Source organism: Dyadobacter sp. UC 10, assembly GCF_008369915.1.
Classification (GTDB): Bacteria; Bacteroidota; Bacteroidia; order Cytophagales; family Spirosomataceae; genus Dyadobacter.
In genome coordinates, this window is sequence record NZ_VSRN01000001.1 from 1,481,130 (window position 1) to 1,506,146 (window position 25,017).

18 protein-coding genes are annotated in these 25,017 nt (G+C 46.9%); 5 read left to right on the plus strand and 13 right to left on the minus strand.

All coding sequences use genetic code 11. The features are described from left to right. Window positions 1-2: 2 nt before the first annotated feature. The gene (locus tag FXO21_RS05855) at window positions 3-1,016 is read right to left on the minus strand and encodes a threonine aldolase family protein (RefSeq protein ID WP_149639221.1); all 1,014 of its coding nucleotides are present in this window, start codon (window positions 1,014-1,016) and stop codon (window positions 3-5) included. Between the two features lie 134 nt (window positions 1,017-1,150). Here FXO21_RS05855 and FXO21_RS05860 point away from each other — a divergent pair, with 134 nt between their 5' ends. Continuing rightward, window positions 1,151-1,333: a hypothetical protein gene (locus FXO21_RS05860; protein WP_149639222.1), complete on the plus strand. Its 183-nt coding sequence runs from the start codon at window positions 1,151-1,153 to the stop codon at window positions 1,331-1,333. 3 nt (window positions 1,334-1,336) lie between these two features. Here the strand turns inward: FXO21_RS05860 and FXO21_RS05865 are convergent, their stop codons facing one another. Next, window positions 1,337-2,485, minus strand: coding sequence for an FAD-dependent oxidoreductase (locus tag FXO21_RS05865; protein WP_149639223.1), 1,149 nt, complete (start codon window positions 2,483-2,485; stop codon window positions 1,337-1,339). A gap of 211 nt (window positions 2,486-2,696) precedes the next feature. Between FXO21_RS05865 and FXO21_RS05870 the strand changes: the two genes are divergently transcribed. Beyond that, the gene (locus FXO21_RS05870; RefSeq protein WP_149639224.1) at window positions 2,697-3,542 is read left to right on the plus strand and encodes an MBL fold metallo-hydrolase; all 846 of its coding nucleotides are present in this window, start codon (window positions 2,697-2,699) and stop codon (window positions 3,540-3,542) included. Window positions 3,543-3,544: 2 nt separating this feature from the next. Continuing rightward, window positions 3,545-4,318: a patatin-like phospholipase family protein gene (locus tag FXO21_RS05875; RefSeq protein WP_149639225.1), complete on the plus strand. Its 774-nt coding sequence runs from the start codon at window positions 3,545-3,547 to the stop codon at window positions 4,316-4,318. Here FXO21_RS05875 and FXO21_RS05880 read toward each other — a convergent pair. From FXO21_RS05880 to FXO21_RS05895, 4 genes are all read right to left on the minus strand, one after another. Next, window positions 4,290-5,606, minus strand: coding sequence for a vanadium-dependent haloperoxidase (locus FXO21_RS05880; RefSeq protein ID WP_225865584.1), 1,317 nt, complete (start codon window positions 5,604-5,606; stop codon window positions 4,290-4,292). The genes FXO21_RS05875 and FXO21_RS05880 overlap by 29 nt on opposite strands. Beyond that, window positions 5,590-8,973: a VCBS repeat-containing protein gene (locus tag FXO21_RS05885; protein ID WP_149639226.1), complete on the minus strand. Its 3,384-nt coding sequence runs from the start codon at window positions 8,971-8,973 to the stop codon at window positions 5,590-5,592. The genes FXO21_RS05880 and FXO21_RS05885 overlap by 17 nt, the downstream gene beginning before the upstream one ends. A gap of 94 nt (window positions 8,974-9,067) precedes the next feature. Further along, entirely contained in the window at window positions 9,068-10,948 is a 1,881-nt protein-coding gene (locus FXO21_RS05890) for a RagB/SusD family nutrient uptake outer membrane protein (protein WP_149639227.1), read from the minus strand. 11 nt (window positions 10,949-10,959) lie between these two features. Then, window positions 10,960-14,154: a SusC/RagA family TonB-linked outer membrane protein gene (locus FXO21_RS05895; protein WP_149643385.1), complete on the minus strand. Its 3,195-nt coding sequence runs from the start codon at window positions 14,152-14,154 to the stop codon at window positions 10,960-10,962. Between the two features lie 546 nt (window positions 14,155-14,700). Between FXO21_RS05895 and FXO21_RS05900 the strand changes: the two genes are divergently transcribed. After that, window positions 14,701-16,050, plus strand: coding sequence for a vanadium-dependent haloperoxidase (locus FXO21_RS05900; protein ID WP_149639228.1), 1,350 nt, complete (start codon window positions 14,701-14,703; stop codon window positions 16,048-16,050). Between the two features lie 66 nt (window positions 16,051-16,116). Here FXO21_RS05900 and nadB read toward each other — a convergent pair whose 3' ends face one another. The 6 genes from nadB to FXO21_RS05930 all read right to left on the minus strand — a co-directional run bounded on the left by nadB (window position 16,117) and on the right by FXO21_RS05930 (window position 22,518). After that, window positions 16,117-17,691 (minus strand): L-aspartate oxidase, encoded by a 1,575-nt coding sequence (gene nadB, locus FXO21_RS05905; protein ID WP_149639229.1) that lies wholly within the window; start codon window positions 17,689-17,691, stop codon window positions 16,117-16,119. A gap of 30 nt (window positions 17,692-17,721) precedes the next feature. Next, window positions 17,722-18,717, minus strand: coding sequence for a quinolinate synthase NadA (gene nadA / locus FXO21_RS05910; RefSeq protein WP_149639230.1), 996 nt, complete (start codon window positions 18,715-18,717; stop codon window positions 17,722-17,724). 151 nt (window positions 18,718-18,868) lie between these two features. Next, complete coding sequence (locus FXO21_RS05915; protein WP_149639231.1) at window positions 18,869-20,290, minus strand: inorganic phosphate transporter; 1,422 nt, start codon at window positions 20,288-20,290, stop codon at window positions 18,869-18,871. Between the two features lie 87 nt (window positions 20,291-20,377). Next, window positions 20,378-21,430: a 23S rRNA (adenine(2503)-C(2))-methyltransferase RlmN gene (rlmN, locus tag FXO21_RS05920; protein ID WP_149639232.1), complete on the minus strand. Its 1,053-nt coding sequence runs from the start codon at window positions 21,428-21,430 to the stop codon at window positions 20,378-20,380. A 108-nt stretch (window positions 21,431-21,538) separates the two neighbouring features. Continuing rightward, complete coding sequence (locus FXO21_RS05925) at window positions 21,539-22,072, minus strand: CvpA family protein (protein WP_149639233.1); 534 nt, start codon at window positions 22,070-22,072, stop codon at window positions 21,539-21,541. Beyond that, window positions 22,069-22,518 (minus strand): GatB/YqeY domain-containing protein, encoded by a 450-nt coding sequence (locus FXO21_RS05930; RefSeq protein ID WP_149639234.1) that lies wholly within the window; start codon window positions 22,516-22,518, stop codon window positions 22,069-22,071. Before FXO21_RS05930 ends, FXO21_RS05925 begins: the two co-directional genes overlap by 4 nt. A 261-nt stretch (window positions 22,519-22,779) precedes the next feature. Here FXO21_RS05930 and FXO21_RS05935 point away from each other — a divergent pair, with 261 nt between their 5' ends. Continuing rightward, on the plus strand, window positions 22,780-23,499 hold the full coding sequence (locus tag FXO21_RS05935; RefSeq protein ID WP_149639235.1) for a pyridoxine 5'-phosphate synthase: 720 nt from the start codon (window positions 22,780-22,782) through the stop codon (window positions 23,497-23,499). 40 nt (window positions 23,500-23,539) lie between these two features. Here FXO21_RS05935 and FXO21_RS05940 read toward each other — a convergent pair whose 3' ends face one another. Then, the gene (locus FXO21_RS05940; protein WP_149639236.1) at window positions 23,540-24,991 is read right to left on the minus strand and encodes a Gfo/Idh/MocA family protein; all 1,452 of its coding nucleotides are present in this window, start codon (window positions 24,989-24,991) and stop codon (window positions 23,540-23,542) included. Window positions 24,992-25,017 lie beyond the last annotated feature (26 nt).

Below are 25,017 nucleotides of genomic sequence, written 5' to 3' on the forward strand. Positions count from 1 at the left end.
CCTCAGGCTATTCTTTTCCGAAGCTCTTCCAGCTGTGAGTCGCTGAAATCCAGATGGGTTACAAAACGAACAAGGCCTTTCCCGAAGGTTACTGCAAGTATTCCCAGCGCTGCCAATTTATGAACATATTGGGTTTCTGATATTCCTTCGGCGATTTTGATGATCACAATATTGGTGTCGACCGGAAATACAGCTTCAACTTCGGGTTTGGCTTCGAAGATTTTCCCGATTTCCCTGGCGCGTGCATGATCTTCCTTTAACCTGTCGACGTGATGGTCGAGGGCATAAATACCGGCAGCCGCCAGAAAACCGGCTTGCCGCCAGCCGCCGCCCATGACTTTCCTGAACCGCTTCGCTTTGCCGATCATTTCCTTAGTTCCCAGTAACAAGGAGCCGATCGGACACCCCAATCCCTTTGACAAACAGATACTGATGCTGTCAAAAACCTCTCCGTACTCCCTGGGTGCCTCCCCTGTTTCTACCAATGCATTGAATAACCGTGCGCCATCCAGGTGCAGCGGAATCCCTTTTTCAGTGCAAACCTGCCTGATCGCCTTTATTTCATTAAAGTTGTAGTAACTCCCCCCGCCTTTATTCATTGTATTTTCAAGTGAAACCAGGCGTGTCAAAGTCGAATGGATATCATTTTCGGGACTTATTGCCTCCGCCACCTGGCTTGCAGTAAGTCGGCCTCTGTCGCCGTCGAGCAGTTTTACCGATGAAAGTGAATTCAGCATGATACCGCCGCCTTCGTACAGATAAATATGCGAGTTTTTGTCACAAATCACGTCGCTGCCCGGCTGCGTGTGTACGCGGATCGCGAGCTGGTTGGTCATTGTTCCCGAGGCGCAAAACAACGCATCTTCCATTCCAAAAAGCCTTGCAGCCTTTTCCTGCAATGCATTGACCGTTGGATCGTCGCCCATTACATCGTCGCCTACAACGGCTTCCCACATGGCCTGCTGCATTTCCGGCGTTGGTTTTGTAACCGTGTCACTGCGTAGATCAATTTTCATTTGTTATAATTACTAAAAAGCGCATTAATGCCGGACACATCATGCATGAAGTTATTTGAAAAGCTAATTACGCAAGTGTTGTCAATAAGTACCAAATACTTTTAAACAGATATATTGCATCCAAAATCTGAACTATGGAATTTGAAGAATACCTGATCACCAAAAAGATTGATGTAAATGCTTTCCGGAAAGCCGATGCGGCGCGTTTTGAAGAGTGGAGCAACTTGTTTCAAACCATGCATCCAGAAAGTTTTACCGCGCACAAAAAATTCCTTGTTAATGAGATCAGGAGGAGATATCACCTTAAAGGTGAATAAAACTCATCCTTTCATCTCTTCCATTACCTTCATTAATATCCCTACTGTCTTCTCGGTTTGCTCTTTACTGGGCGTGGTGTCCCAGTTGCCCACAACTCCATTGCTGCCGATGTAGATACCATCTTTCCGGGAGATGAAGTTAGCGCCCTGGGTGTAAAGTTTGTAATTAATATCGCTCTGCGGGATCAGACACGAAAGCTGACCGGAAACGGGTGTAAGCTCCTCATCATTAAAAACCGGCTTTGCACCCAATCCCATACAAATCACGATTACCTTTTCGGGCAATGCGTCGATATCTTCCAGCTTCTTAATTTCCTGGATCTTCACTTTTCCGCCAAACATCGTGAAATCCTGCAACTGGTGACGCAGGTAAGTGGGGATATTGAACATAATATTGGACCTGCGGGTAACATAATCCGCCTTGAAAGGATGTTCTTTTTTTTCCAGCCGTACCCGCTCCGGGAGCAGTCCTTCTATTTCAAAGTCCTCGCCGCCAGCGCCCGGCGTATACACGGGCACCTGATTAAAAACGCCGTATTCTTCAGCCCAGCAGGCAATATCGTTCATGCCGAGCAAGAACTGAAAGCGGCGGTGCGAGAAGCGTGTGGCCTCTTCCCAAATCGCTTCAAATTCCGGTTTCGCCACTTTTTTATCACAAACCCTCGATGCCGGCGACCAGGTGCCGGTTGCCAGATTACTGGTGATGTTAGGAGGTACGTCCTTCGTGTAAATGGTTACCTCGCAGCCACTTTCCTGCAGTAGCCTGGCGGTAGCAATACCAACTGTTCCGCAACCAATTACGGCCACTTTCTTTTCGCCGGTTTTAAGAACATTATTCCGTGCGATATTGCCCGTGCCCCATGAAAGCGACCAGCCACTTCCTCCGTGACCATAATTGTGCACCAGCGTTTTGCTTCCAAGCTGCTCCACATCCAGCCTTGGGCCGGATGCACGAAATGGCCTCAGGCCTACCGTTTCCTTCACGATCCGGTCCATGGAAAGCCTCAGCTTCGGAATCTGATGATAGCCGCGGCTGATATGGAAATGCTTGTCAGGATATTGGACCTGCGTTTTAGGCACGCAGCCAGAGGCAATAGCGCCCAAGGCAAAACTGGCAGGTACTGCTTTTTCAAAGAAATTTCTACGGTTCATGGAGGTTGGATAATTAACACACAACAATCGAAAAATAAACAAGGCGACCATCTTTTACAAACTTCCTATTGCTATTACCGCTTGATTCAGAACATTATTTTAAAAAATTAAAATATATCCAACAACACCTTCCTATTGTGCCAAATGCAGTTCGCGAAATTTTTGGTATGTTAGTTCAATATATTTCAGAATAAAGCATAAAAAACAGTGCATGAATATCCATATTATTGATACCGGGTTCTTTAAGCTGGACGGAGGCGCGATGTTTGGCGTTGTTCCTAAATCGCTCTGGAATAAACAAAATCCGGCAGACGAAAAAAACCTTTGCTCCTGGGCAATGCGTTGCCTGCTTATTGAAGACGGGAAAAAACTGATCCTCATAGATACCGGCATGGGAGACAAACAGGATGCAAAGTTTTTCGGACATTACGATCTGCACGGCGACGCCACGCTCATCTCTTCTATTCAAAGCAAAGGATTTGCGCTGGAAGATGTTACCGACGTGATATTGACCCACCTTCACTTTGATCATGTCGGCGGCGCAGTCAGGTTCAGGGATCAGTCCAGCTTACAGCCTACTTTCCCTAATGCCACGTACTGGTCAAATGAAGCGCACTGGAACTGGGCGATCAATCCAAATCCGCGGGAAAAAGCATCTTTTTTGAAAGAAAACATACTTCCACTGCACGAATCGGCGCAGTTACAATTTATTAAAAACGGAACTTCCCCCTTTGAATCCATCGATTTTCTGTTTGTTGACGGCCACACGGAGCAAATGATGCTGCCTGTGATCAGTTACAAGGATCAAAAAATCATCTACGTGGCCGATTTGCTGCCTTCGTCATTTCATATCCCGATTCCCTGGATTATGAGCTACGATATGCGGCCACTGCAAACCATGGATGAAAAACAGACAGTGCTCCATCATGCGGTTCACGAAAACCACATCCTGCTCTTCGAGCACGATCCATTGTACGAAGCCGGCATTGTGGAACAGACTGACAAAGGGATCAAGATTCGGGCTCGCGGCCCATTAACCGACTTCCTCGCGAACTGAATATGAAAACGGCTCTGGTATTGTCAGGCGGCGGTGCGCGCGGAATTGCGCATTTGGGAGTGATACAGGCATTGTTTGAGAAAGGCATCAAGCCGGATCTCATCAGTGCTACGAGTTCCGGCGCATTCGTCGGGGCGATGGTGGCTTACGGTTACCAACCGCAGGATATTCTTGAGAAAATTATTCAAACCAGTTTTTATCCCTATTTAAGGCCCGGTTTTGGAGCAAACGGTCTATTGCAAATGAAGCGGATAGAAACAGTTATCCGCCAGTACATTCCTGAAAATTCATTCGAATCGCTACAAATCCCGCTGGTACTCAATGCTACCGATATCATTTCGGGAGAAACCGTGCTCTTTCGCGAAGGAGAGCTGGCGTTACCGCTGCTTGCTTCGTGCTGCATTCCGGGGCTTTTCAGTCCAATTAAGGTTAATGGCCACGATCTGGTCGATGGAGGCGTATTAAACAACCTTCCCGTCGAGTATATTGAGCAGGAAGCCGATGTCATTATCGGAAGTCACTGCAACCCGTTCAGCCTCGACAAACCTTTAAGAACAACTACCGAAATCGTTTACCGCAGCCTGATCCTGGCCATGCACGCCAAAAATCGCGAACGTTTGAAAAAATGTACCCTGCTCATCGAACCGCCGGCATTGAATAAGTTCGGAATATTTGATTTCAGAAAAGCGAAGGCGCTTTATGATGTTGGGTATAGCTATACTCGCGAACTATTAAATGCAGAAAACGTCATTTGGACTGGGAAGCCAAAACCCTAACCACCCAATCCCCAACCTGCTCACCCTGCTTCTGGCCGTTCGTAATGGCGTCCATGAAATGTATGCCTCCATAGAATCTCGACATTCCGGATTCCAGAGCGGCCGCCATGAATGACGGGAATTTGCGGGCTTTGAGATTAAACCGCTCTTCTACCGAATCAGTATAGGCGAAATCCTTTCCAAAATAATGCGTCAGGATTACCGCTGAGCAAGTCGAAATCACCGAGTGTCCGCTGAGATATTCAGGAAATGGCGGAGTTTGCAGGAATGGTGTCCAGGTAGGATCGATATATTTGCGGATCGCAGTCTCGGGACGAATGCGGTTGCTTCTGAATTTTTCGTCCCAGCAGGTCATGAAGCTGTCCATCAGCCCGATTGCCACGGCAGTATTGATCAGCATTGTTTTTCCAAAACCAGTTTTCGCCTGCCGGCAAGCAATATCTGTGATCCCCATCCAATGTGCGCCCGGAGAGATCTTTTTCATGCCTACCAGTAGATGCCCTTTATTTTCAAGGGCAAATGGATTACAATCCCAGAAAGCAGCAGTGACACGGTGTTCCTGTTCTTTCTTATCGTCGTAATTCTGCTTCATTAGTTTAAAAAACGCCGAATTCTTGTCCTCCGAGAATGCGACAGGGGGTGGCGGCATAAACTGCGCAGCCGAATCGAGCGTAAACGGCCTTACCGTAGTGAAATAGGGTTCCACAGGCGGAAAGTACCCCGGCGGAGTGGGATACCAGGTACCTGGTGTTTTCCTGGGCTCATACCTGGGAAAGTTACTGATCAGGTTGTACTTGTCTGCTTTGGCATATTTCAGGATCTGCTTGCTTACTTCCAATCCATAAGCCTTCGAGCCGGCCAGAATTTCTTCGTCCCAGCCCAGCGTCCTGCACGAATCGAGTAGCCGGTCCTGGTATTTCTGCAAAAGAGCGCCCGAAGGCTGCATTTTTTTTGCAGTTTCCAGTATCGCCATTACTGCTGCCAGCTGATAGGAATAGCTTTCAACAGCAGGTTTAGCAATCACGGGAAAATCATTTAAAACACCATGCATGCTTTTAAAAGCAGTATCGTTTTGTGCGACCACTTCATATCCTGCCAGACAAGCATAGGAAAAAAAACGGGCACTGAGCGGTGGATTGGTCACATCATGCACCATTACGTCGGTCATCTGAAGGGTTACCTGCCCTAGTACGTCCGGATTCAGATGATGCTCCTTTTGCTCTTTACTGCAACCAAACCACAGACAAACGGAGAATAGTATTAAGAGGATTTTACTGAGCTTTGCCAACCTGATATGCTTTAATTTCCTTTTGATTTATACCAAACAATAATTTGCTGCCCAGTGGCAACACGCTCCGCACATCGCCTTTCAAAGCGAAACCCGACTGGCTTTGGCGGATGTACCTAAACTGTCCATTTCCATCGTTTTTCAGCAACACACCATAATTAGCGTCATATTTTCCGAAACGCAGACGCGCCTTGCTCACATTTCCGCATAGCAGCAGGTCCTTTTTCCCGTCACCATCGTAATCCAGACTTGTGATTGTGTACACGGGCGAGCTTTGCACTTCAAGCGGCAGCGATTTTTCGACAAACTTACCCGCTGCATTGCGCTCAAAATAAGCCGTTTTCAGATAATTCGATTCCAGCTCTTTGGCACCCTCCAATTCTTCCGGTGTAAATATTTCTTTGACAGAAACCTCCGCATAACTTTTGTAATCCTGAAAACGGGTACGCATAATGCTCATTTGATCCAGCATTTCGTCGCGCGTGACATAGGGATAGCTTTTTCCCTGAATGTAAAAACTCATGATCGGGTCTACTGATCCATTGTCATCGAAATCCTTGTACAGCATTTGTACCGGCTCTTGGTCGCTGGCTTTACATTGTGTATTCAGGCCCATATTTCCGATCACCATGTCCTGCTTTCCGTCGCCATTGAAATCATCCACCAGGATTTTATTCCACCAGCCTTTGTAGGATTCGTCGAAATAGTCAGCCGTTTTATTTTCCAGTTTTCCGTTCACATTGATCAAAACCGTGATTGGCATCCACTCGCCTACTACGATCAGATCTGGCTTTTTGTCATTGTTCAGATCTGCCCAGGCCGCATCGGTGACCAGGCCAATCCTTTCCAGATCTGCATTCCAGTTTTTAGTTTGATCCGAAAAATTACCTTTTCCATCATTGAGCAGGATGTAGCTCCGCGGAGCCTCGGGATATCTTCCTGGAATCACGCGGCCGCCTACGAAAAGGTCGGGCTTTGCATCTCCGTTTAGATCTGTAACCCGCACGCAGCTTGTGCTGGTCAGCATTTTGGGGAGTGCAGTTGTGTTTTTGGTCAAATTCCCTTTTCCGTCATTTAAATATAACCGGCTCTGTAACAAAGGATCTTCGGGCACAAAACTGGCATAACCGCCGCTGCATACAAACAGGTCCTGAAAACCATCACCATTTGCATCAAAAAACACTGCGTCCGTATCTTCCGACTGCTTATCAATTTCAAAAGCGGGTACCGGCTTATCGACAAATGCGCCGCCCTTTTGCTGGATATATAATCTCGCCGACTCCCCAGCTCCTCCACCTGCAAAAACATCTTCTAACCCATCACCATTGATATCGCCTTTTACCAAGCATGGTCCCGAGAACGAAATCGGATTGATCAGCAGCGGCTGCCTTTTGAAATCGTTGGTCTGGCTGGCTGCGCTTTTGAATGCAATCGGAGAAGTGGCCGGAATATAAATTGGAGTAATATTGATTGGTGCCTGTTTCGCCGGTTTAGCATTGGTCTCGTGCAATACCAGCTGCTGGTTAATTTTTGGCGCCGGGAGTTTTTGCTGCTTCCCGCTTAGCCAGGTAACGGTGAGCGAATCAATGCTTGTTTCTTTCCCCAAACCAAAATGCAGGATCGGCGAAACGCTCGATTGGTAGCCCCGGGTCGGCATTTGTTCCAGGTACTGTTTCTGGCCTTTCTGGTAAATAGTAACCTTGGCACCAGCGCCGAAAGTATTCTTTCCTTCGCCTTCGAGTTTAATTTTTAAGAAATTGTTTTTCAGCAGCTTATCACCATCATTTTGATAAATAAAAGCCGGCTTGTTGATATTGTTAACGATCAGGTCCAAATCTCCGTCGTTGTCCAGGTCTGCATAAGCCGCCCCGCCGCTATTGGAAACTTCACCTAGCCCCCAGCTGTCAGCGACATTTGTAAATGTCAGATTCTTCCTGTTATTAAACAGGTAATTTTTCATATTGGAAGAAGGCATCTGGTAAACCATTTGAAGCACATCTTCCCTTTTTACCTGCCCCTCGATCCGCTTTAAATGGTCGCCCATGAATTTGACAAAATCCATATTGGTGAAGTCGCGGAGGTTGCCATTGGTGATAAAAAGGTCCTTCCACCCGTCATTATCATAGTCTGCAAAAAGCGACGCCCAGCTCCAATCGGTATTGGAAACCCCTGCCAGCTGGCCTATTTCCGAAAACACCGGAACCTTCGAACCTCTTGCTGCCCCCTCATTGAGTTGCAGCATATTGCGCATATACTGGTGGTGAAAACCAACTTTTACATTAAAATCAAACAGCTCATAATTGTCAAGACCAGCGAGGAGCTTTTGCCTTCTGTTATCCTCCGGCAGCATATCGAGCGTGAAAATATCCGGCAGCCCGTCGTTGTTAAAATCGGCAATATCGTTCCCCATTGAAGAATGTGAAGTGTGGCCGATACCTTCGCCGATCACATCCGTAAAAGTGCCGTTTCGGTTATTGATATATAGAAAATCAGGGACTGAGTAATCGTTGGAAATATACATATCCTGCCAGCCATCCTGATTTATATCTGCAATTCCAATCCCCAACCCATAAGTCAGCGGCGAACTATGAATGCCGGCTTGTTTGGTAACATCATTAAAGACAGGCTCACTCCCTTTCTGATCGTTCCGAAATAGCCTTACTCCCGTAACCGGGTCGTCCTTGCGCAAAATGTCGGCAGTACTGGCTTCGTCGAGGATTGGCAGCGACTTGGGGTTGTGGTTCAGCAGGAACATATCCAGATCACCATCTTTGTCAAAATCAAAAAAAGCGGCCTGGGTACTGTTGCTCGGATCGCCCAGACCATATTCAACCGCCTTTTCTTCAAACTGAGGTATTCCGTTGGCATTGTTTCCCTTATTGATAAAAAGCTGGTTGCGCAAACTTTCCGGGGATACATTCCCGGAGTAGCAAACATAAATATCCAGTTTCCCATCACCATTTACATCCGCCATCGTGACACCCGTTTTCCACGGTTTTTCTCTTCCTCCCACTGCCGATTGTGCCGTAACATCTTCAAAGACCATATTCCCTTTATTGATATACAGCTTATTAGAAACCATATTGCCTGTGAAATAAATATCATCAAGTCCGTCGCCATTCACATCGCCCGCTGCAACCCCGCCTCCGTTATAAAAGTACTCGTACATCAATACGTTGGTATTCAAACCCTCCGTAAGTGTATTCGCAAAGTCGATCTTGGTCTTTTCAGGGGCCAGCAGCGTGAATAGGGGTGGGCCAGCATTACCCTTCGGCTTTTCCGTCTCCGCGTCTTTGCCGCAGGAAGCAAGCGTCAATCCGAATAATAATGTCAAAATTCCCGATTTCCAGGATTTGGCGCTCTTCATAACAGCGAACGAGGATTTAAGTAGGGATAGAAAAAAGAAACTATGTCTCCTTCTCGAAGACATAGTTTCTGTAAAAATAATCATAAAACGCTAACTATTTGTCGTAGCCCGGGTTTTGTAACAGCGAGGCATTACGGTTGATCTCATCGCGGCTGAACGGACGGAAATACATTTTGTCCACCCACTTGCGGTTTTCATGTGACTTTTCCTCTACCGGGGTGTAGGTATAGTCATAAACTGTTGGATCATAGCGATATGGCTCTTTCATCGACTTACCTGGCTTGAATTTGCCGATTACATTGATGTACTGAAGTGGTCTTCCCAATGTTGACTCTGCGATCATCCAGCGACGTGCGTCATGGTAGCGATGCTCCTCGTAAGCCATTTCAATTCGTTTTTCATGACGGTAAGCATCTTTCAAAGCGGCTCCCGTTACTTTCAACGCAGGCATACCGGCGCGGAAGCGGATCTTGTTCAGCCATTCCAGCGCAACCGCATCCTGGCCCAGTTCGATACTTGCTTCTATGTAATTGAACACGTTTTCAGTCACCCGAATAAATGGCCAGGGAATGTTCTGACGGTCGGTATTGTCGTAAAGACCTGGATTCGGATCGATGAACTTACGCATGTAATATCCGGTGCGGCTACCGTTCCAGTCTTCGATTGAGCTGCTTCTGGTATCCAATCCTTTGCGGTTGATCAATGCACCTTTGTCATCAAGCAGGTCATAAGCACCGGTTTGAATTTGGTTAGCAGGATCTTTCGCATCGGAAGGACGAGGTTTCCAGGGTGCACCATCGTACATAATGGTTGCATACAGACGAGGATCACGGTTGGCATAAGGATTTGCTTTGTGAACTGGGTTTGTCCACGCAAACGGGGTTCCGTCCATCATTTGATAGTCATCCACCAAAAGGCCGATCGGTGTATTACCCGCCCAGTTATGGTATCCGTTCGGACCGTTGTTAAGACCCGTCTGACGCGCACCCTCGTTCATACTTGCCGAAAAGTAGCGCCCGAAAACGATTTCACTGGCAGCGCTTCCGTCGAGTGACTTGTCTGCACTCGCACCCGCCATTGCCATAGAGATGTAGTTCAGCTTACCTTGTTCCGGAGTTGCCGGGGCTGTCAGGTTCAGCTTGAAACCGGCGCCGACAGTCGCGTCGAGCGCTGCTTTCGCTGCCGTCTGAGCAGCCTGCCAGCGCGCCTTGCGGTCGCCGGAAGTATAGCCCAGAAACTCGGGTTTGGCAAAGTCTGCAATCACACTCGACTTCGCTTTGGCAGTTGGGATATCGTGCAGGTCGCTTGCAGCGTAAAGAAGCACGCGGGCTTTCAGCGAAAGCGCGGCAGCTTTGGTTGCGCGGCCTTTTGCCATCGCTTTTCCGTCAAGAAGCAATGCGGCACTATCACAGTCATTCACGATCTGCTTGATACATTCATCGAACGTAGCGCGCTCGACTGAATAATCTTCATTCAGCTTGTATACTTTGCTGATGATAGGTACTGAACCATAGTAACGCACCAGCTGCTGGTAATAGTAAGCTCTCAGGAAGTATGCCTCTCCCATCAATCTCGCTTTCAGCACTTCGTCGGTGAAAGTGGCAATTGGCAGGTTGTTCAGGGCGATATTCGCATTCCGGATCTGCGTGTACATCTGGCCCCATCCATACGTTGCGTCAACCCAGCCCAGGTTAGAAGGACTCAAACTACCTTCCGTGATTGTATTGATGTTACGGCCCGTGTGGGTGAAAACAGCTTCGTCAGTCAGCGAAGCAAGCATTTGCTCGCTGAAACCGCCTTGCTGAAGTCCCTGGTAGCCGCCTGTTACAAAACCTTCCGCGAGCGCACCTTCCTTCCAAACTTCTTCAGTCGGGATTTCCGTAGGCGGCGTCACATCCAGAAAATCCGTATCGCAGGACGAAAGTCCTCCACCCAGCAGGGTGATAAGCAATAGACTTTTATATCTCAATTTCATATTCTTATTCGTTAAAATGCTAGACGTATACCTGCGCTGACAACTCTTGCTTGCGGATAGTATTGTCCGCTGTTCGTAGTTGCTTCGGGATCCCATACCTTGATCTTATCAAAAGTGAGGAGGTTTAATCCATTCACATAGATTCTCAGATTGCTCAAACCGATTTTCGAACCGATTTCTGATGGCAGGTTATACCCTACTTCGACGTTTTTCAAACGCAGGTAGTTGTTGCTCTTCAGGAAGTAGTTATTGATACCTGCCTGACCTGTGTTGGTGTAATAACGGTTATTCCGGTTGGTCAGACGTGGGTATTTGTCGGTTGGATTGTCAATCGTCCAGCGGTGATCGAAGTCATATTTCAGATAGTTACCAATGTCGCCGGATTCTGTCAAACCTATGATTTGAAGGCCTCCTAGCGTTCCCTGGAACAACATCGAAACATCGAATTGCTTATAACCGAGGTTAACCGAAGCACCACCTGTGAACCAGGGACGCTGTACCTTTTCGGAACGGATACGGTCATCGCCATTGATCTTCTTGTCACCGTTGATGTCTTTGAATTTCATGTCACCTGGACGCAGGTTACCTGTGATCGGGCTGTAATCGATGTCGCTATCATTGATTTCCTGCTCGCTTTTGAATGCTCCGTCAAACTGATACACGAGGAATGACTGATACGGCATTCCGGTAGTTCTCTGATAAGAAGGTGCACCAGGCGTTTCGTCCCAGTAAGTAATTTTGTTTTTGGCATAACCACCATTTAAACTCACGGAGTAAGAAAAGTCTCCGGCATTGCCGTCATAGCTTACTTTAAATTCCCAACCTTTGTTTTGTAGCTTACCAAGGTTTTGGGGAGGAAGTTTGCCATCGATACCAGCAGACGAAGGCGTTGAACCTGCTTTCGGGATCAGGATCTTCGAACGGTTGTTTACAAAGTAGTCAAATTCGAAGGCCAGTTTGTCGTTCAACAACGTTCCTTCGATACCGAAGTTGGTGTTGTTTGCAACCTCCCAGGTAAAGTTCGGGTTAGCTACGCGCGATTCGAGCAGGGTTTTTGCCACCTGATCGTTCATAATGTAGTTGCCAAAGCCCATAGTAGACAGGTACTGATATTCTGCAAGTGTTTCTGTTCCAAGGAAATAAGGCTCAGCACCCATTTGCCCCCATGAACCACGTAGCTTTACATTGTTCACATAACGTGAAATGCTGTTTTTCCAGAAGCCTTCTTCTGAAATACGCCATCCCGCCGATACGCCTGGGAAGAAACCGAAGCGACCGTCTTTCGGAAATACGTAGGAACCATCCACGCGCCACAGGAATTCGGCCAGGTATTTTTCTTTAAAGTTATACCCTGCACGACCATAATAGCTCAAACGGGCTCTTTTATACAAGTCGGTGTTGTTGATTGTCTGCCCGTTCAATGTGATCGAACCGGAGTTTCCGATATTCTGCTCCGGTGTACCGCCAGCAAATAGTTGGTCTACAATCGGTGAAATAAAGTAGCGGCGGAATGCGAAGAAACCATCGGCATCCACTGTTTCACGTTGAGCACCTGCCATTACATTGAAGTTGTGACCACCAACGGATTTTTCATAAGAAACCTGTCCTGTCAGCTGAATCGACAATTCCTGAGCGGAAGTCTCGGTCAAACGCGGATCTTTGAAAGTCGACCGTACAGTTCCCGTGAGGAGTGGTGTTACGCCATCCGCCTCATAAGTTTTCTTATCCCAGAAATATAATGTCCATGGTGTTTCGAAGTTTTTAACACGGCGCAGCTGCTTATCAAGAGCCGCCATTGTATTGATTTTCAAACCTGGCACACCTGGAACCTGGATTTCCAGACCACCGTTGGTCTGAATGTAATCCCTTTTGTCATTATTGTAACCTGTGGTATTCGTAGTGATTACGGCAGGGTTTTGCCCGTTCTCGATATCAGGACCGGGACGGCCATCAGGCCAGATCGCTATATCAGTAGGTTTACCGCGCATAAGCATACGGAAGATCGCTCCGGCACCGTTTCCTCCGCTTGGGAAGTGACGGAATTCTTCACGGAGCGTAACACCCAGGTTTGCAGTGATATACTTGTTGATCTTCGTATCCAGGTTTATACGCATATCGTATTGCTTGTAACCTGTTGCAGAGTTCACATAGTAACCATCCTGGCTGATGTGGCCGATAGAAGCAAGATACTTGATGTTCTCGCTACCACCGGTCAATTGCAGGTTATGGCGTTGCTGTGGCGCCCATTTCCGGATCACCGAGCCGTACCAATCTGTATCCGGATGAAGGAACGGAGAAGAACCGTCCCGGAATTTTTGCATATCCTCTGGCTTGAAAACCGCATTTATCGGCGTTCCATTGTCAGTACGGGTATAAGAACCGGTTGTGTTAAATCCTTGTAACGCACCTGCCCACTGTCCAACGGGTAGGTTGTCGTATATCTGCAATTCGTTACGGATCGTAGCATACTCAGCTGCATTCGACATTTCCGGTGTCCGCGTAGGCTGCGACACTCCCAGGTTCATATCGTAAGAGATCATAGGTTTACCCGTTTTTCCACGCTTGGTAGTAATGAGGATAACCCCGTTACCCGCACGTGAACCATAGATCGCAGCTGCAGCATCTTTCAGTACCGAAATACTTTCAATATCGGCAGGATTAATACGGTCGAGACCGCCAGAACGGTTAGGAACACCGTCCACAACGATTAGGGCGTTGCTGTTACCCAGAGAGTTGGTACCACGGATACGGATAGCAGAACCATCGTATCCTGGCTCGCCACTTGCTTGTACAGCAGAAACCCCAGGAAGTCGGCCGCCTAGTGTATTCGACAAGTTGGCAGCAGGTGCCTTTTGCAGTTCTGCTCCTTTTACCGCAGTCACAGAGCCGGTCAAAGTCGCTTTTTTCGCAGTACCGTAACCTACAACTACTACCTCTTCAAGTGCCTTTGTGTCGGTCGCTAAAGTAATATCAACAGAATTTTTGTTTCCAATCGCGACTTCCTGGGTCAGGTAACCGATAAAGGAAAACACGAGTGTAGCATTTCTTTCTGCATTCACAGAATAAAGCCCTTCATTATCGGTCACAGTTCCCGCGGTAGTGCCTTTCACCACAACGCTCACCCCCGGTAGTGCCTGCCCCTGCTCATCCTTGATCTTTCCCTTGATTGTGTTCTGTGCCTGGGCAACGATCACAAAGGCAAGCATAAGGCTAAGTGAAAAAATACCGCGCGAAATGACACGAGGTATCCATTCAGTAGATAATCTCATAGATTAAAATTTAGAGTTAAAAAGTGGTATTAGAAATTGCTTAACCGTATAAGCACGGAACGTAGAGCAAGCTTGTACTTCCATCTGTGGGAAGTCAGTCTACAAACAGGAAAGATTTGTTCGGAAAGTTTTTACATAAGCTTTTGTTAGGGTGATTGGAACGTTGACTGGATATCGGAGGGTGTAATTCTAACACAATTCAATCCGCATCTCTAGAAACGCTAGGATAAGTACAAATCGAAATGTTTTACCCGTCTGATTGTACAAAAAGATATTAAATATTTAACAAAAAAAAGCATTCTTGATATCAGAATATAATTTATTGAAATAATAACAACAAAATCATTATATCGCTCGAAAATAGGCATTTTGTAATATATAAGTTACAATTATTCTCTCTATTGTCCAGAATTGCGAACCATATCTGGATTGTTTATATTCGTAGTTATATTGTTGAATGTCTTTCCTCACCCATTTTGTATAATGAGATTTCGCTTACTCTCCCTGGTCATCATCACCTTTTGTTACGGTTGCAAAAAGGAGCTTTCGCCCGCTGAATACAATGCCAAAGCCGCAGACCCTGAACTTTTTCACGAAACTGCTACGTACCTTACCGACGTAATTATTCATGATATTTTCAAGCCGCCGGTAGCTAGTCGCATTTACAGCTATTCTTTTCTCGCTGCGTATGAGGCACTTGTGCCTCAGCACCCGGAATACCAGTCGCTTGGTGCCCAGCTGGTGAAATTTACAGCTCCCCCCCAACCCGATTCTTCCCTCCAATATTGTTTTCCGCTTGCCAGTATCAAGGCATTCACCACTGTTGCCCGCACACTGACGTTCTCCGGTGACATGTGGGATAAATACGAAAAAGGACTTTTTGAAAAATACCAGAACATGGGGATTCCTCAGGAAGTATACGAACGGTCACTAACATACGGAGATTCGGTTGCAAAGCATGTTCTGGCTTATTCCGGGAAGGACAACTACAAGGAGATCCGGGGTTACAGATATACAGTTACCCACGCACCCGGTACCTGGGTACCCACGCCGCCCGCGTACGCTGATGCGTGCGAACCCATGTGGAATACCGTGCGGACCTTTACCCTCGATTCTATCACACAATTCCGTTGCCCGCCGCCGGCTAAATATGATCTGGATAAAAACAGCAAGTTTATGAAGCTTGCGATGGAAGTCTACAACACAGGTAAAACCTTGACGGAAGATCAAAAGGCGTCTGCGTACTTTTGGGACGATAATGCGTTTGTAACAAATGTTGTCGGCCATGCTATGTTTGCCAACAAAAAGATGACGCCGGCAGGCCACTGGCTTGCGATCGTCAGAACAGTTGCAACGGATAAGAAACTGGATTTAATGCGTTCTACCGAGGCTTACACATTGAGTGCATTGTCACTGTTTGACGCGTTTTCGGCATGCTGGGATGAAAAATACCGAACTGTCAGGATCAGGCCGGAAACCGTGATCAATAACAACTGGGACCCAAACTGGCGACCATTTCTGGAAACCCCCGCTTTTCCGGAATATGTCAGCGGCCACAGCACCATTTCGGCTGCCTGCGGTGTTGTTCTGACAAATCTGGTAGGCGATAACGTAGCTTTTACAGACTCCACGGAACATAAATACGGACATGGTGTAAAATCTTTCAGTTCGTTTAAAGAAGCATATTGGGACGCTTCCATGAGCCGGGTTTACGGTGGCATTCATTTCCGCGACGGTGTTGAAGAAGGTACTTATCTGGGCGAAAAAATTGGCGCGAATGTGTGGAAACGTGCCGTCACAAAAAAGGACCGGCATGCAATCGCCAGCAATTAGTTGCGGACGGCTAGTTGCGGACGGCCAGTTGCGGACGGCCAGTTGCGGACGGCCAGTTGCGGACGGCTAAACGTGGTCTGCATTATAATGCAGACCTATATTCTCCCTCCGCGCCATCGCCATTTTAATGATCAGATAGGAAACGGAAATCATATTCCGCAGCTCACATATTGCGACTGAGACTTTCGATTCACGGTACAGGTCCTCGTGTTCCTGATGCAATAATTCGAGCCTGTCGTAAGCGCGTTTCATCCGGCGATCGGTGCGGACAATGCCTACATAATTAGACATAATACTATTCAGCTCGCGTGTCATTTCGGTGACCAGTACCTGCTCCTCTGGGTGCGTAGTGCCGGAATCGTCCCATTCGGGAATATTTTCGGGGGTAAATGCATTCTCAAAACTCGATATCGTACTCTCGTAAGCTCTGTGACCGAAAACTACAGCCTCCAATAACGAATTGGAAGCCAATCGGTTAGAGCCGTGCAAACCCGTGCAGGCGCATTCGCCCACTGCGTATAAAAAGTCTATATTCGTTTTTCCCCATTCATTTACCCGAATGCCGCCGCACATATAGTGCTGTGCAGGAACTACAGGAATCATATCTTTCCTGACATCAATTCCTTCGCTAAGACAATATTCTGTGATATTAGGAAAATGCTCGACAAATTTTTCATAGTCACAATGCCGGACGTCGAGGTACACATGATCAACCCCATTCTTCTTCATTTCAGAGTCAATAGCACGGGCTACGATATCCCTGGGGGCAAGTGAGAGCCTGGAATCATAATGTTCCATGAAAGTACTTCCATCGGCTCTTTTCAATATCCCTCCAAAACCGCGTACCGCTTCCGAGATCAGGAATGAAGGTTTTTGACCTGGTTTATAGAAACTGGTCGGGTGAAACTGGATAAACTCCATATTGTCGCAAATGCCCTTAGCGCGGTAAGCCATTGCAATTCCGTCACCGGTAGCGATTGTCGGATTGGTTGTACTTTGGTAAATATTCCCGATACCGCCGGTTGCCAGCATTGTTGTTTTAGCCAGGAACTTTTCCACTTCACCTGTTCGGCGATTCAAGACATAGGCTCCAAAACATTTGATATCTTCCTGGTACCGGTAAACAGTTTCCCCCAAATGGTGCTGTGTAATCAGTTCGACTGCGTAATAATGGGTAAATATCTGAATGCTTTTATGACGGTTCACTTCTTCCAGCAATGCGCGCTCGATCTCAGCTCCCGTAATATCTTTGAAATGTAAAATCCGATGATCCGAATGCCCGCCTTCCTTTGCCAGATCATATTCTCCCCCGCTTTCCTTATCAAAACGGGTACCATAATCGATCAGCTCCTGGATCCGCTCGGGCGCTTCCCGCACTACGATTTCAACAATGTTACGCTTGTTGACCTCGTCGCCCGCGTCCATCGTATCCTGAATATGCTTTTCAAAAGAATCAGATTCTGCCCAGACTACCGCAATTCCTCCCTGCGCATATTTTGTATTCGTTTCGTCGGCCTGAACTTTTGTGATCACGGCAATAGATTTCTCCTGTTTCAGGGAATCAAAATGTCTGGCAAGCTTGGCCGCGTAGCTAAGTCCGGCGATACCCGAACCGATAATCAGAAAATCAAACTGGGGCATAAATTCAGAAGAAAATTACAAACTATACGATCAGATACCTTTGCTCAGTTCCAGCATCCGGGCCACTGATTCGTAGGCTTTAAGCCTGATATCTTCCGGCACAAAAATCTCTGGTTGTTCGTAATAAAGCGCGTTATAAACCTTTTCTAACGTATTCATCTTCATGTACGGGCATTCCGAGCAGGCGCAGGTGTTGTTATCTGAACCCGGCGCCGGGATCAGCTTTTTATCCGGAACCGATTGTTTCATTTTATGTAAAATGCCAGCTTCGGTAGCGACGATAAACTTAGTATGCTCGGATTCCTTTACAAATTTTAATAGTCCGGTAGTCGAACTCACGAAATCTGCCTGCTTCAATATATCTTCCTTACACTCCGGGTGTGCGATCAGCAATGCGTCCGGATTTTCCTCCTGCAACTGCTTCAATTTTTCCCTCGAAATATCGATATGAACAATGCAGGCACCGTCCCACAGAACCATTTCCCGGCCGGTTTTATGCGCTACGTACCTTCCTAAATTCGCATCAGGCGCAAAGATGATCTTTTGGTCTTTTGGTAAACTTTCGACGATCTGCAATGCATTTGACGAAGTACAAACAATATCAGTCAATGCCTTGATTTCCGCAGAACAGTTGATATAGCTGATCACGATATGATCTGGATATTGCGCTTTGAATGCGGCAAATTTATCAGCAGGGGCCGAATCCGCGAGCGAACATCCTGCATTTAAATCGGGAATAACTACCTTTTTATTTGGACTCAGGATTTTAGCAGTTTCGCCCATGAAATGCACGCCGCAGAAAACAATCATATCTGCTTCGGTTGCGGCAGCCTGCTGGGAAAGACCGAGACTATCGCCGATATAATCCGCAAGATCCTGAATTTCAGCATCTACATAATAGTGCGCGAGGATTACAGCATTCTTTTCTTTCTTCAACCTGGTAATCTCGGCGATCAGATCGATATCTTCCGCAACAGCTTCGGTAACATAACCGTAACGGTTTACCTGCTCTTCAATAGTTGTCATTATGGTGAATAATTAGCTCTAATTGATATTAAAACTCCATTTCGAAAGTACGATATTAAAACCAATCCAAAGCAAAGAAAGTGCAACCGGGCTCTTAAATGCAAAAGCCGGAGAGTTTCCTCACCGGCTTTCAAACTGAAAATTTTCTTATCTACAATATCCAGCGGAAAAATGCATAGAGCGTTCCAGACAGTAGCATTGTTACGGGCAATGTTAATATCCAGGCAATTACGATATTTCTGACCGTTCCGCCCTGCAAATTTTTCACACCTTTACTGGCGACCATCGAACCAGCGATACCGGAAGAAAGTACGTGCGTTGTACTAACTGGTAAACCCAGGTAAGAAGAAACGCCGATTGTACTGGCGGCAACCAGCTCGGCGGAAGCTCCCTGCGCATACGTCAAATGCTGCTTTCCGATTTTTTCACCAATCGTAACCACAATTCGCTTCCAGCCCACCATTGTTCCCAAACCGAGCGAGAGTGAGATCATTAAAATAACCCAGTCGGGCGCATAATCCGTGTAACGTCTGATCCCTTTCTCACTGCCTGACTGCATTTTCAGGTAAGCCGCGTCGGCTGATCCCAAATTCGCGTGTCCGTTGTCAAGAATTGTTTTGGTGTTCCGGCTGATCAAAAGCAACGAGCGACGCGCGTCCATTCTCTTTTCCAGCGGTAATTTGTGCTCCGGCAGCGAATCACTCACTTGGGCACTCAGATTCGTGATCTCCTGTTTAATCGTAGCCAGATTATGTCTGTCAGTCACCGAAAGCCTCGAAGAATCAATTTTAGAAACGGCCTGTTCGATCCCAATCAGATCCGCCTTCATTTGGAGAGGGTCCTGGCTGTTGTCCAATGCAAAGTGTGCAGGCACAATTCCAATTAATATTAACATCACCAGCCCCACACCTTTTTGCCCGTCATTGGAACCGTGGAAAAAGCTGACAAGCGTACAGGTCGTGATTAATATAGCACGGATCCAGATTGGCGGCGGCTGGTTTTTCTTGGGTTCACTGAAAACGATTTCACGCAAAGGCTTTGAAAGTGAGCGCCTTAATATGAACATAATAATGATAGCCAATGCAAAACCGAAGATCGGCGAAGTCAGCAGCGACATGAACAGTTCCTTTGCCTTCGACCAGTTCACGCCGGCCGCATTGGAATTTTCAGGCATAAATGTAAAAGCCAAACCTACCCCGAGGATCGAGCCGATCAAGGTATGTGAGCTGGAACTGGGTAACCCGAAATACCAGGTTCCGAGGTTCCAGATAATTGCGCTGAAAAGTAACGCGAAGACCATCGCGGCACTGTGGTAGACATTCTGATCAATGAGCAGCTCAACCGGCAATAAGTTGACAATACCCATAGCTACTGCAATTCCGCCGAAGAAAACACCGCAAAAATTCATAAAACCGGACCAGATTACGGCCACATTAGGTTTCAGTGAATTTGTATAAATCACAGTAGCGACCGCATTGGCGGTATCGTGAAAACCATTGACAAATTCGAATGCGCAGGCGGCTAAAATGCTAAAAGCGAGGAGAATAAAAATGTCGGTTTCAAGACCAAACATAGAAGAAGTATATAAGTTTATTTATAAACAGCACAAAGCTACTTATTCTTGAGCGATGCAATATTAACAAATTGTTAAGCCAAAGTTTTATGCTGTCTCCTTATTTGCCAGCTGGCCACACGCCGCGTCGATATCTTTCCCCCGACTTCTGCGCACATGAACAGACACGCCCCGGTCTTCCAGAAACCCCGCGAACTTATCCAGCTTATCTCCCTCTGTATTCTGGAAATCGGCTTCTGCAATCGGATTGTATTCAATGATATTTACCCGCGCAGGAACGCGTTTGGTGAATTCCCAAAGCTCTTTGGCGTCTTGCAAAGTATCGTTGAAATTGTTGAAAACGATATATTCGAAGGTGATCCGGTTACCTGTTTTTTTGTAAAAATAATTCAACGCCTCCGCCAGGTTATCCAGTGAGTTGGATTCATTGATAGGCATAATCTGGTTTCTCTTGGCATCATTTGCCGCGTGGAGCGACAATGCAAGCCGGAAACGTACTTCGTCATCGCCCAGCTTTTTAATCATTTTCGCAATGCCCGCAGTAGAAACGGTAATGCGTTTGGGCGACATATTCAATCCCTCAGGCGAGGTAATATGTTCAATGGATTTTAAAACATTGGTATAATTCAAAAGCGGCTCGCCCATTCCCATGTAAACAATATTCGTAAGCGGCGCTTTGAAACTTCCCTCTGCCTGGCGCGCGATCGCAACAACCTGATCGTAAATCTCACCCGCTTCGAGGTTGCGTTTCCTGTCCATATAACCTGTCGCGCAGAATTTGCAGGTAAGCGAACATCCAACCTGGCTACTCACGCAGGCGGTCATTCTGTCGGCGGCAGGTATTAAAACTCCCTCAACCAGGTTACCGTCGAAAAGTTTAAATGCAGATTTGATCGTACCGTCGTTGCTCTGCTGCTGCTTGGCAACTTCCATATTATGAATGACAAAATGTTCATCCATTAACTGGCGGGTCGGAAGGGATAAATTGGTCATTTCGGCGAATGAATGGGAGGATTTTTTCCAGATCCATTCATAGATCTGCTTCGCCCTGAAAGCTTTTTCTCCATGCTCGGCCATCCAGCCTTTCAACTGGTCGACGCTCATTTTGCGGATATCCTGCTTGTCTTGTATTCCGGTCATTTTTTATCTTTTGGTCAAATGCATCGCACATCCGGCCTGTTTACTATTTTACTGCAAAGCTACTGAAAGTCAGCAACGAAAGCTTAACCCAGAGCAGGTTTTGAAAGTTCAATCGGATAAATACTCGCTTTTCCACTCCCTGATCAGATCGGTGCCTGCTGGCATAATCGACAATGCTTTGGTAATCAAATTGGGCGCAATAGGTACGACGAGCGGATAAAGGACGGTATCATCAGTCCGGTGCGCCGGAATTTTCACTCCGATCATATCCACCAGCCAGAAGAAAACGCTGATCCCGAAAACCCAGGTAAATATCCCCACCATCGCGCCGGCGAAGCTATCGAAGGTACCCAAAATGGAATACCTGAGCGACCGGCGGATCATGTAGCCGAATTGATTTAATAAAAATATAGTGGGAAAGAAAATCACTGAAAACCCGATATAGGGCAGGATCCGCTTTGCCATACTGTCGCTGAAATAAGGTGTTAATACCTCCATTCCCAGCCCTAAAAATTTGAATCCCAAAACCATAGCCACCGCAAAACCTGCTATTCCGATGATCTCGATCAGCAGACCTTTGCGATAACCATGCAATGCACCCCACAACAGCGGGATGAGGATGATTACATCCAATAGCTTCATGCCAGCAATCCCTTCACCAATGCAGATACAACTTTCCCGTCCGCCTGTCCAGCCAATTCTTTGGTCGCCACGCCCATTACCTTACCCATATCCGAAGGTGCAGAGGCTCCCACGCGGGTGATGATTTCCTGCAATTTAGCCTTCACTTCGTCCTCGGTAAGCTGCTTAGGCAGGAATTGTTCAATTACTGCCAATTCCGCCTCTTCTTTTTGCAGAAGATCCTCGCGGTTCTGCGTTTTGTAAATATCCGCTGATTCGCGACGTTGCTTGGCTGCTTTGGTCAGCAATTTCAGTTCATCGTCAGCAGTAAGCTCGCCGCTCGCGCCGCCTTTTGTTTCTTCCAATAATATCAGAGACTTAATAGCCCGCAACGCACGCAAAGTATCCTGGTCCTTAGCCCGCATAGCATCTTTTATTCCTGACTCGACTTGTGATTTTAGAGACATGTTTTTTAATGTTGAATGACAGAATGATTGAATGAGTGAATGATTGAGTGAATGATTGAGTGAGTGAATGACTGAATTAGTGAATGATTGGGTCGCCGGTGGGATGAATTAGTGAATTAGTTGCTGATAAAATGCATTTTGAACCGGGTAATCTTAAATTTGCAATCGGCGAATTTAACAGAATCGTCTTAATTAACCCATTAAAGCATCCACACCCTCACACATTCACTCATTCACTCATTCACTCATTCAAAACTAGTCATGACTCGCCTAAGCGTTAACATCAACAAAATTGCTACCCTGCGAAATTCCCGTGGCGGTGATAATCCTAATGTATTGAAAGTGGCGCTGGATTGTGAGCGGTTTGGTGCACAAGGTATTACCGTTCACCCGCGTCCCGATGAGCGGCATATCCGGTACCAGGATGTTTATGATCTGAAAGAAGTGGTCACTACCGAATTCAATATTGAGGGTAATCCTTCTGAAAAAAAATTCGTCGAGCTGGTACTGGCCAACAAACCCGACCAGGTAACACTAGTGCCCGACGCACTGCACGCAATTACTTCCAATGCAGGCTGGGATACCATTAATAACAAGAGTGAACTTACCGATCTTGTCCAGATCTTCAAATCTGCAGGCATTCGTGTTTCCGTTTTTGTGGATGCGGATGAAAAAATGGTAGAAGGAGCCAAAATGTGTGGCGCCGATCGCGTGGAACTTTACACAGAACCTTACGCCGCAGGCTATTTTGAAAACAGGCAAAAAGCCGTCCTACCCTTTATAGCAGCCGCAGAAAAGGCACGCGAAGTTGGTCTAGGACTCAATGCAGGCCACGATCTAAGCCTCGACAACCTCCGTTTTTTAAAACAAAGTATTCCCTGGATGGATGAAGTCTCCATCGGCCACGCATTGATCGCCGATGCATTGTACCTGGGTTTGGAAAATACGATACAGATGTACCGAAGAGAATTGGTTGTTTAGGCCTGGTAAGTTTTCAAAACTCCCCAGGCCTAAAACCAGCCTACCAACCTTTTCTATATTCCCTCTTCACAAACTGATTAGCGATATCGAAGTTGGTGATCTTCATATTATCTCCGTCCCAGATCAACTTTTGTCTGCCGGGAAAATTAAATCCTTTGCCATCGGCCTTGGCTTCGCGGTGCAGGTAGCTTCTTACCGCCAGGTTCCCCATTAAAACGATCTCAGTCAGCGGGCCGGACTGATCGAACGAAGAGCTGGTATAAGCGCCAAAGCCTTTTTTACAAGCTTGTACAAACTGCTGCTGGTGACCTTCAGAACCTCCCGGGACTAACTCGCGCGGCTTGGTATTTAACTTTACATTCTCAAATTGTTTCTCCGGCCAGAGTCTTGGATTCTCACCAAACATCTCCGCACTCAAAATCCCTTTTGTACCAATAAAAAGCATCCCGCCATCGACACTTCCAAAAACCGTTTTGTAGTCACACCCCTCTGGTAACTGCGGCCTGATACCGCCGTCGTACCACGAAAAGCTGATCTCCTTTCCGGGTGTTTTTGAATCGAATTTTAAATGAATGGAAGAAGAAGGCGGACAAACGTCATCAAAAAACGCCTGACTGAAAAAATCAGAATATACCGAGCCGACACTGCATTCGACCGACGTCGGGTAACCCAATTTCATTGCGCGGAAAGGTACATCTATGAAATGGCAACCCATATCTCCCAGCGCGCCTGTACCGAAATCCCAATATCCGCGCCACCTGAAAGGCATATAAGCTTCGTGATATGGACGTTTTGGAGCAGTGCCAAGCCAGAGATCCCAATCTACTTCTTTCGGTATCGGCTGGGATTCATTTTTATCCTTTGGAGATTTAACACCCTGCGGCCATACCGGGCGGTCTGTCCAGACTTCAATTTTGTAAACATCTCCGATTGCACCCGACTGAACGATGGCTTCCGTTTGCCGGGTACCATCGCTGCTGCTGCCCTGGTTGCCCATTTGGGTTACTACCTTATATTTCGTCGCAGCCTGCGTCAAATTTCTGGCTTCCCAGATATCCTTAGTTAAGGGTTTTTCAACGTAAACATGTTTTCCCAGTTCAATGCACGACATCGCGATCGGGAAATGCATGTGGTCTGGTGTGGTGACCAGAACGGCGTCAATATTTTTGGCTTCTTTTTCCAGCATTTTCCGGTAGTCCCTGTAATAAGGTGCTTTCGGAAACTGCTTCCTGTATTTTTCAGATTGGCGGTCGTCGACGTCGCAAAGCGCCACCATATTTTCAGCTCCGTTGTTATAAGCCAGGCGGATATTCACATCGGCTTTGCCACCACAGCCCACAGCGGCAATATTTAGTTTATCGCTGGGCGGGACAAAGCCTCTTCCCAGCACGTGGCGGGGAACGATCATAAAACCCGCGGCTGCCAATGCGCCGGCTTTAACGAATTTTCTGCGATTGATTTCCTGCTCGGAAATGGGTTGCTGATTTTCCATATTCGGTATCAGACGTTTTAAAAAAT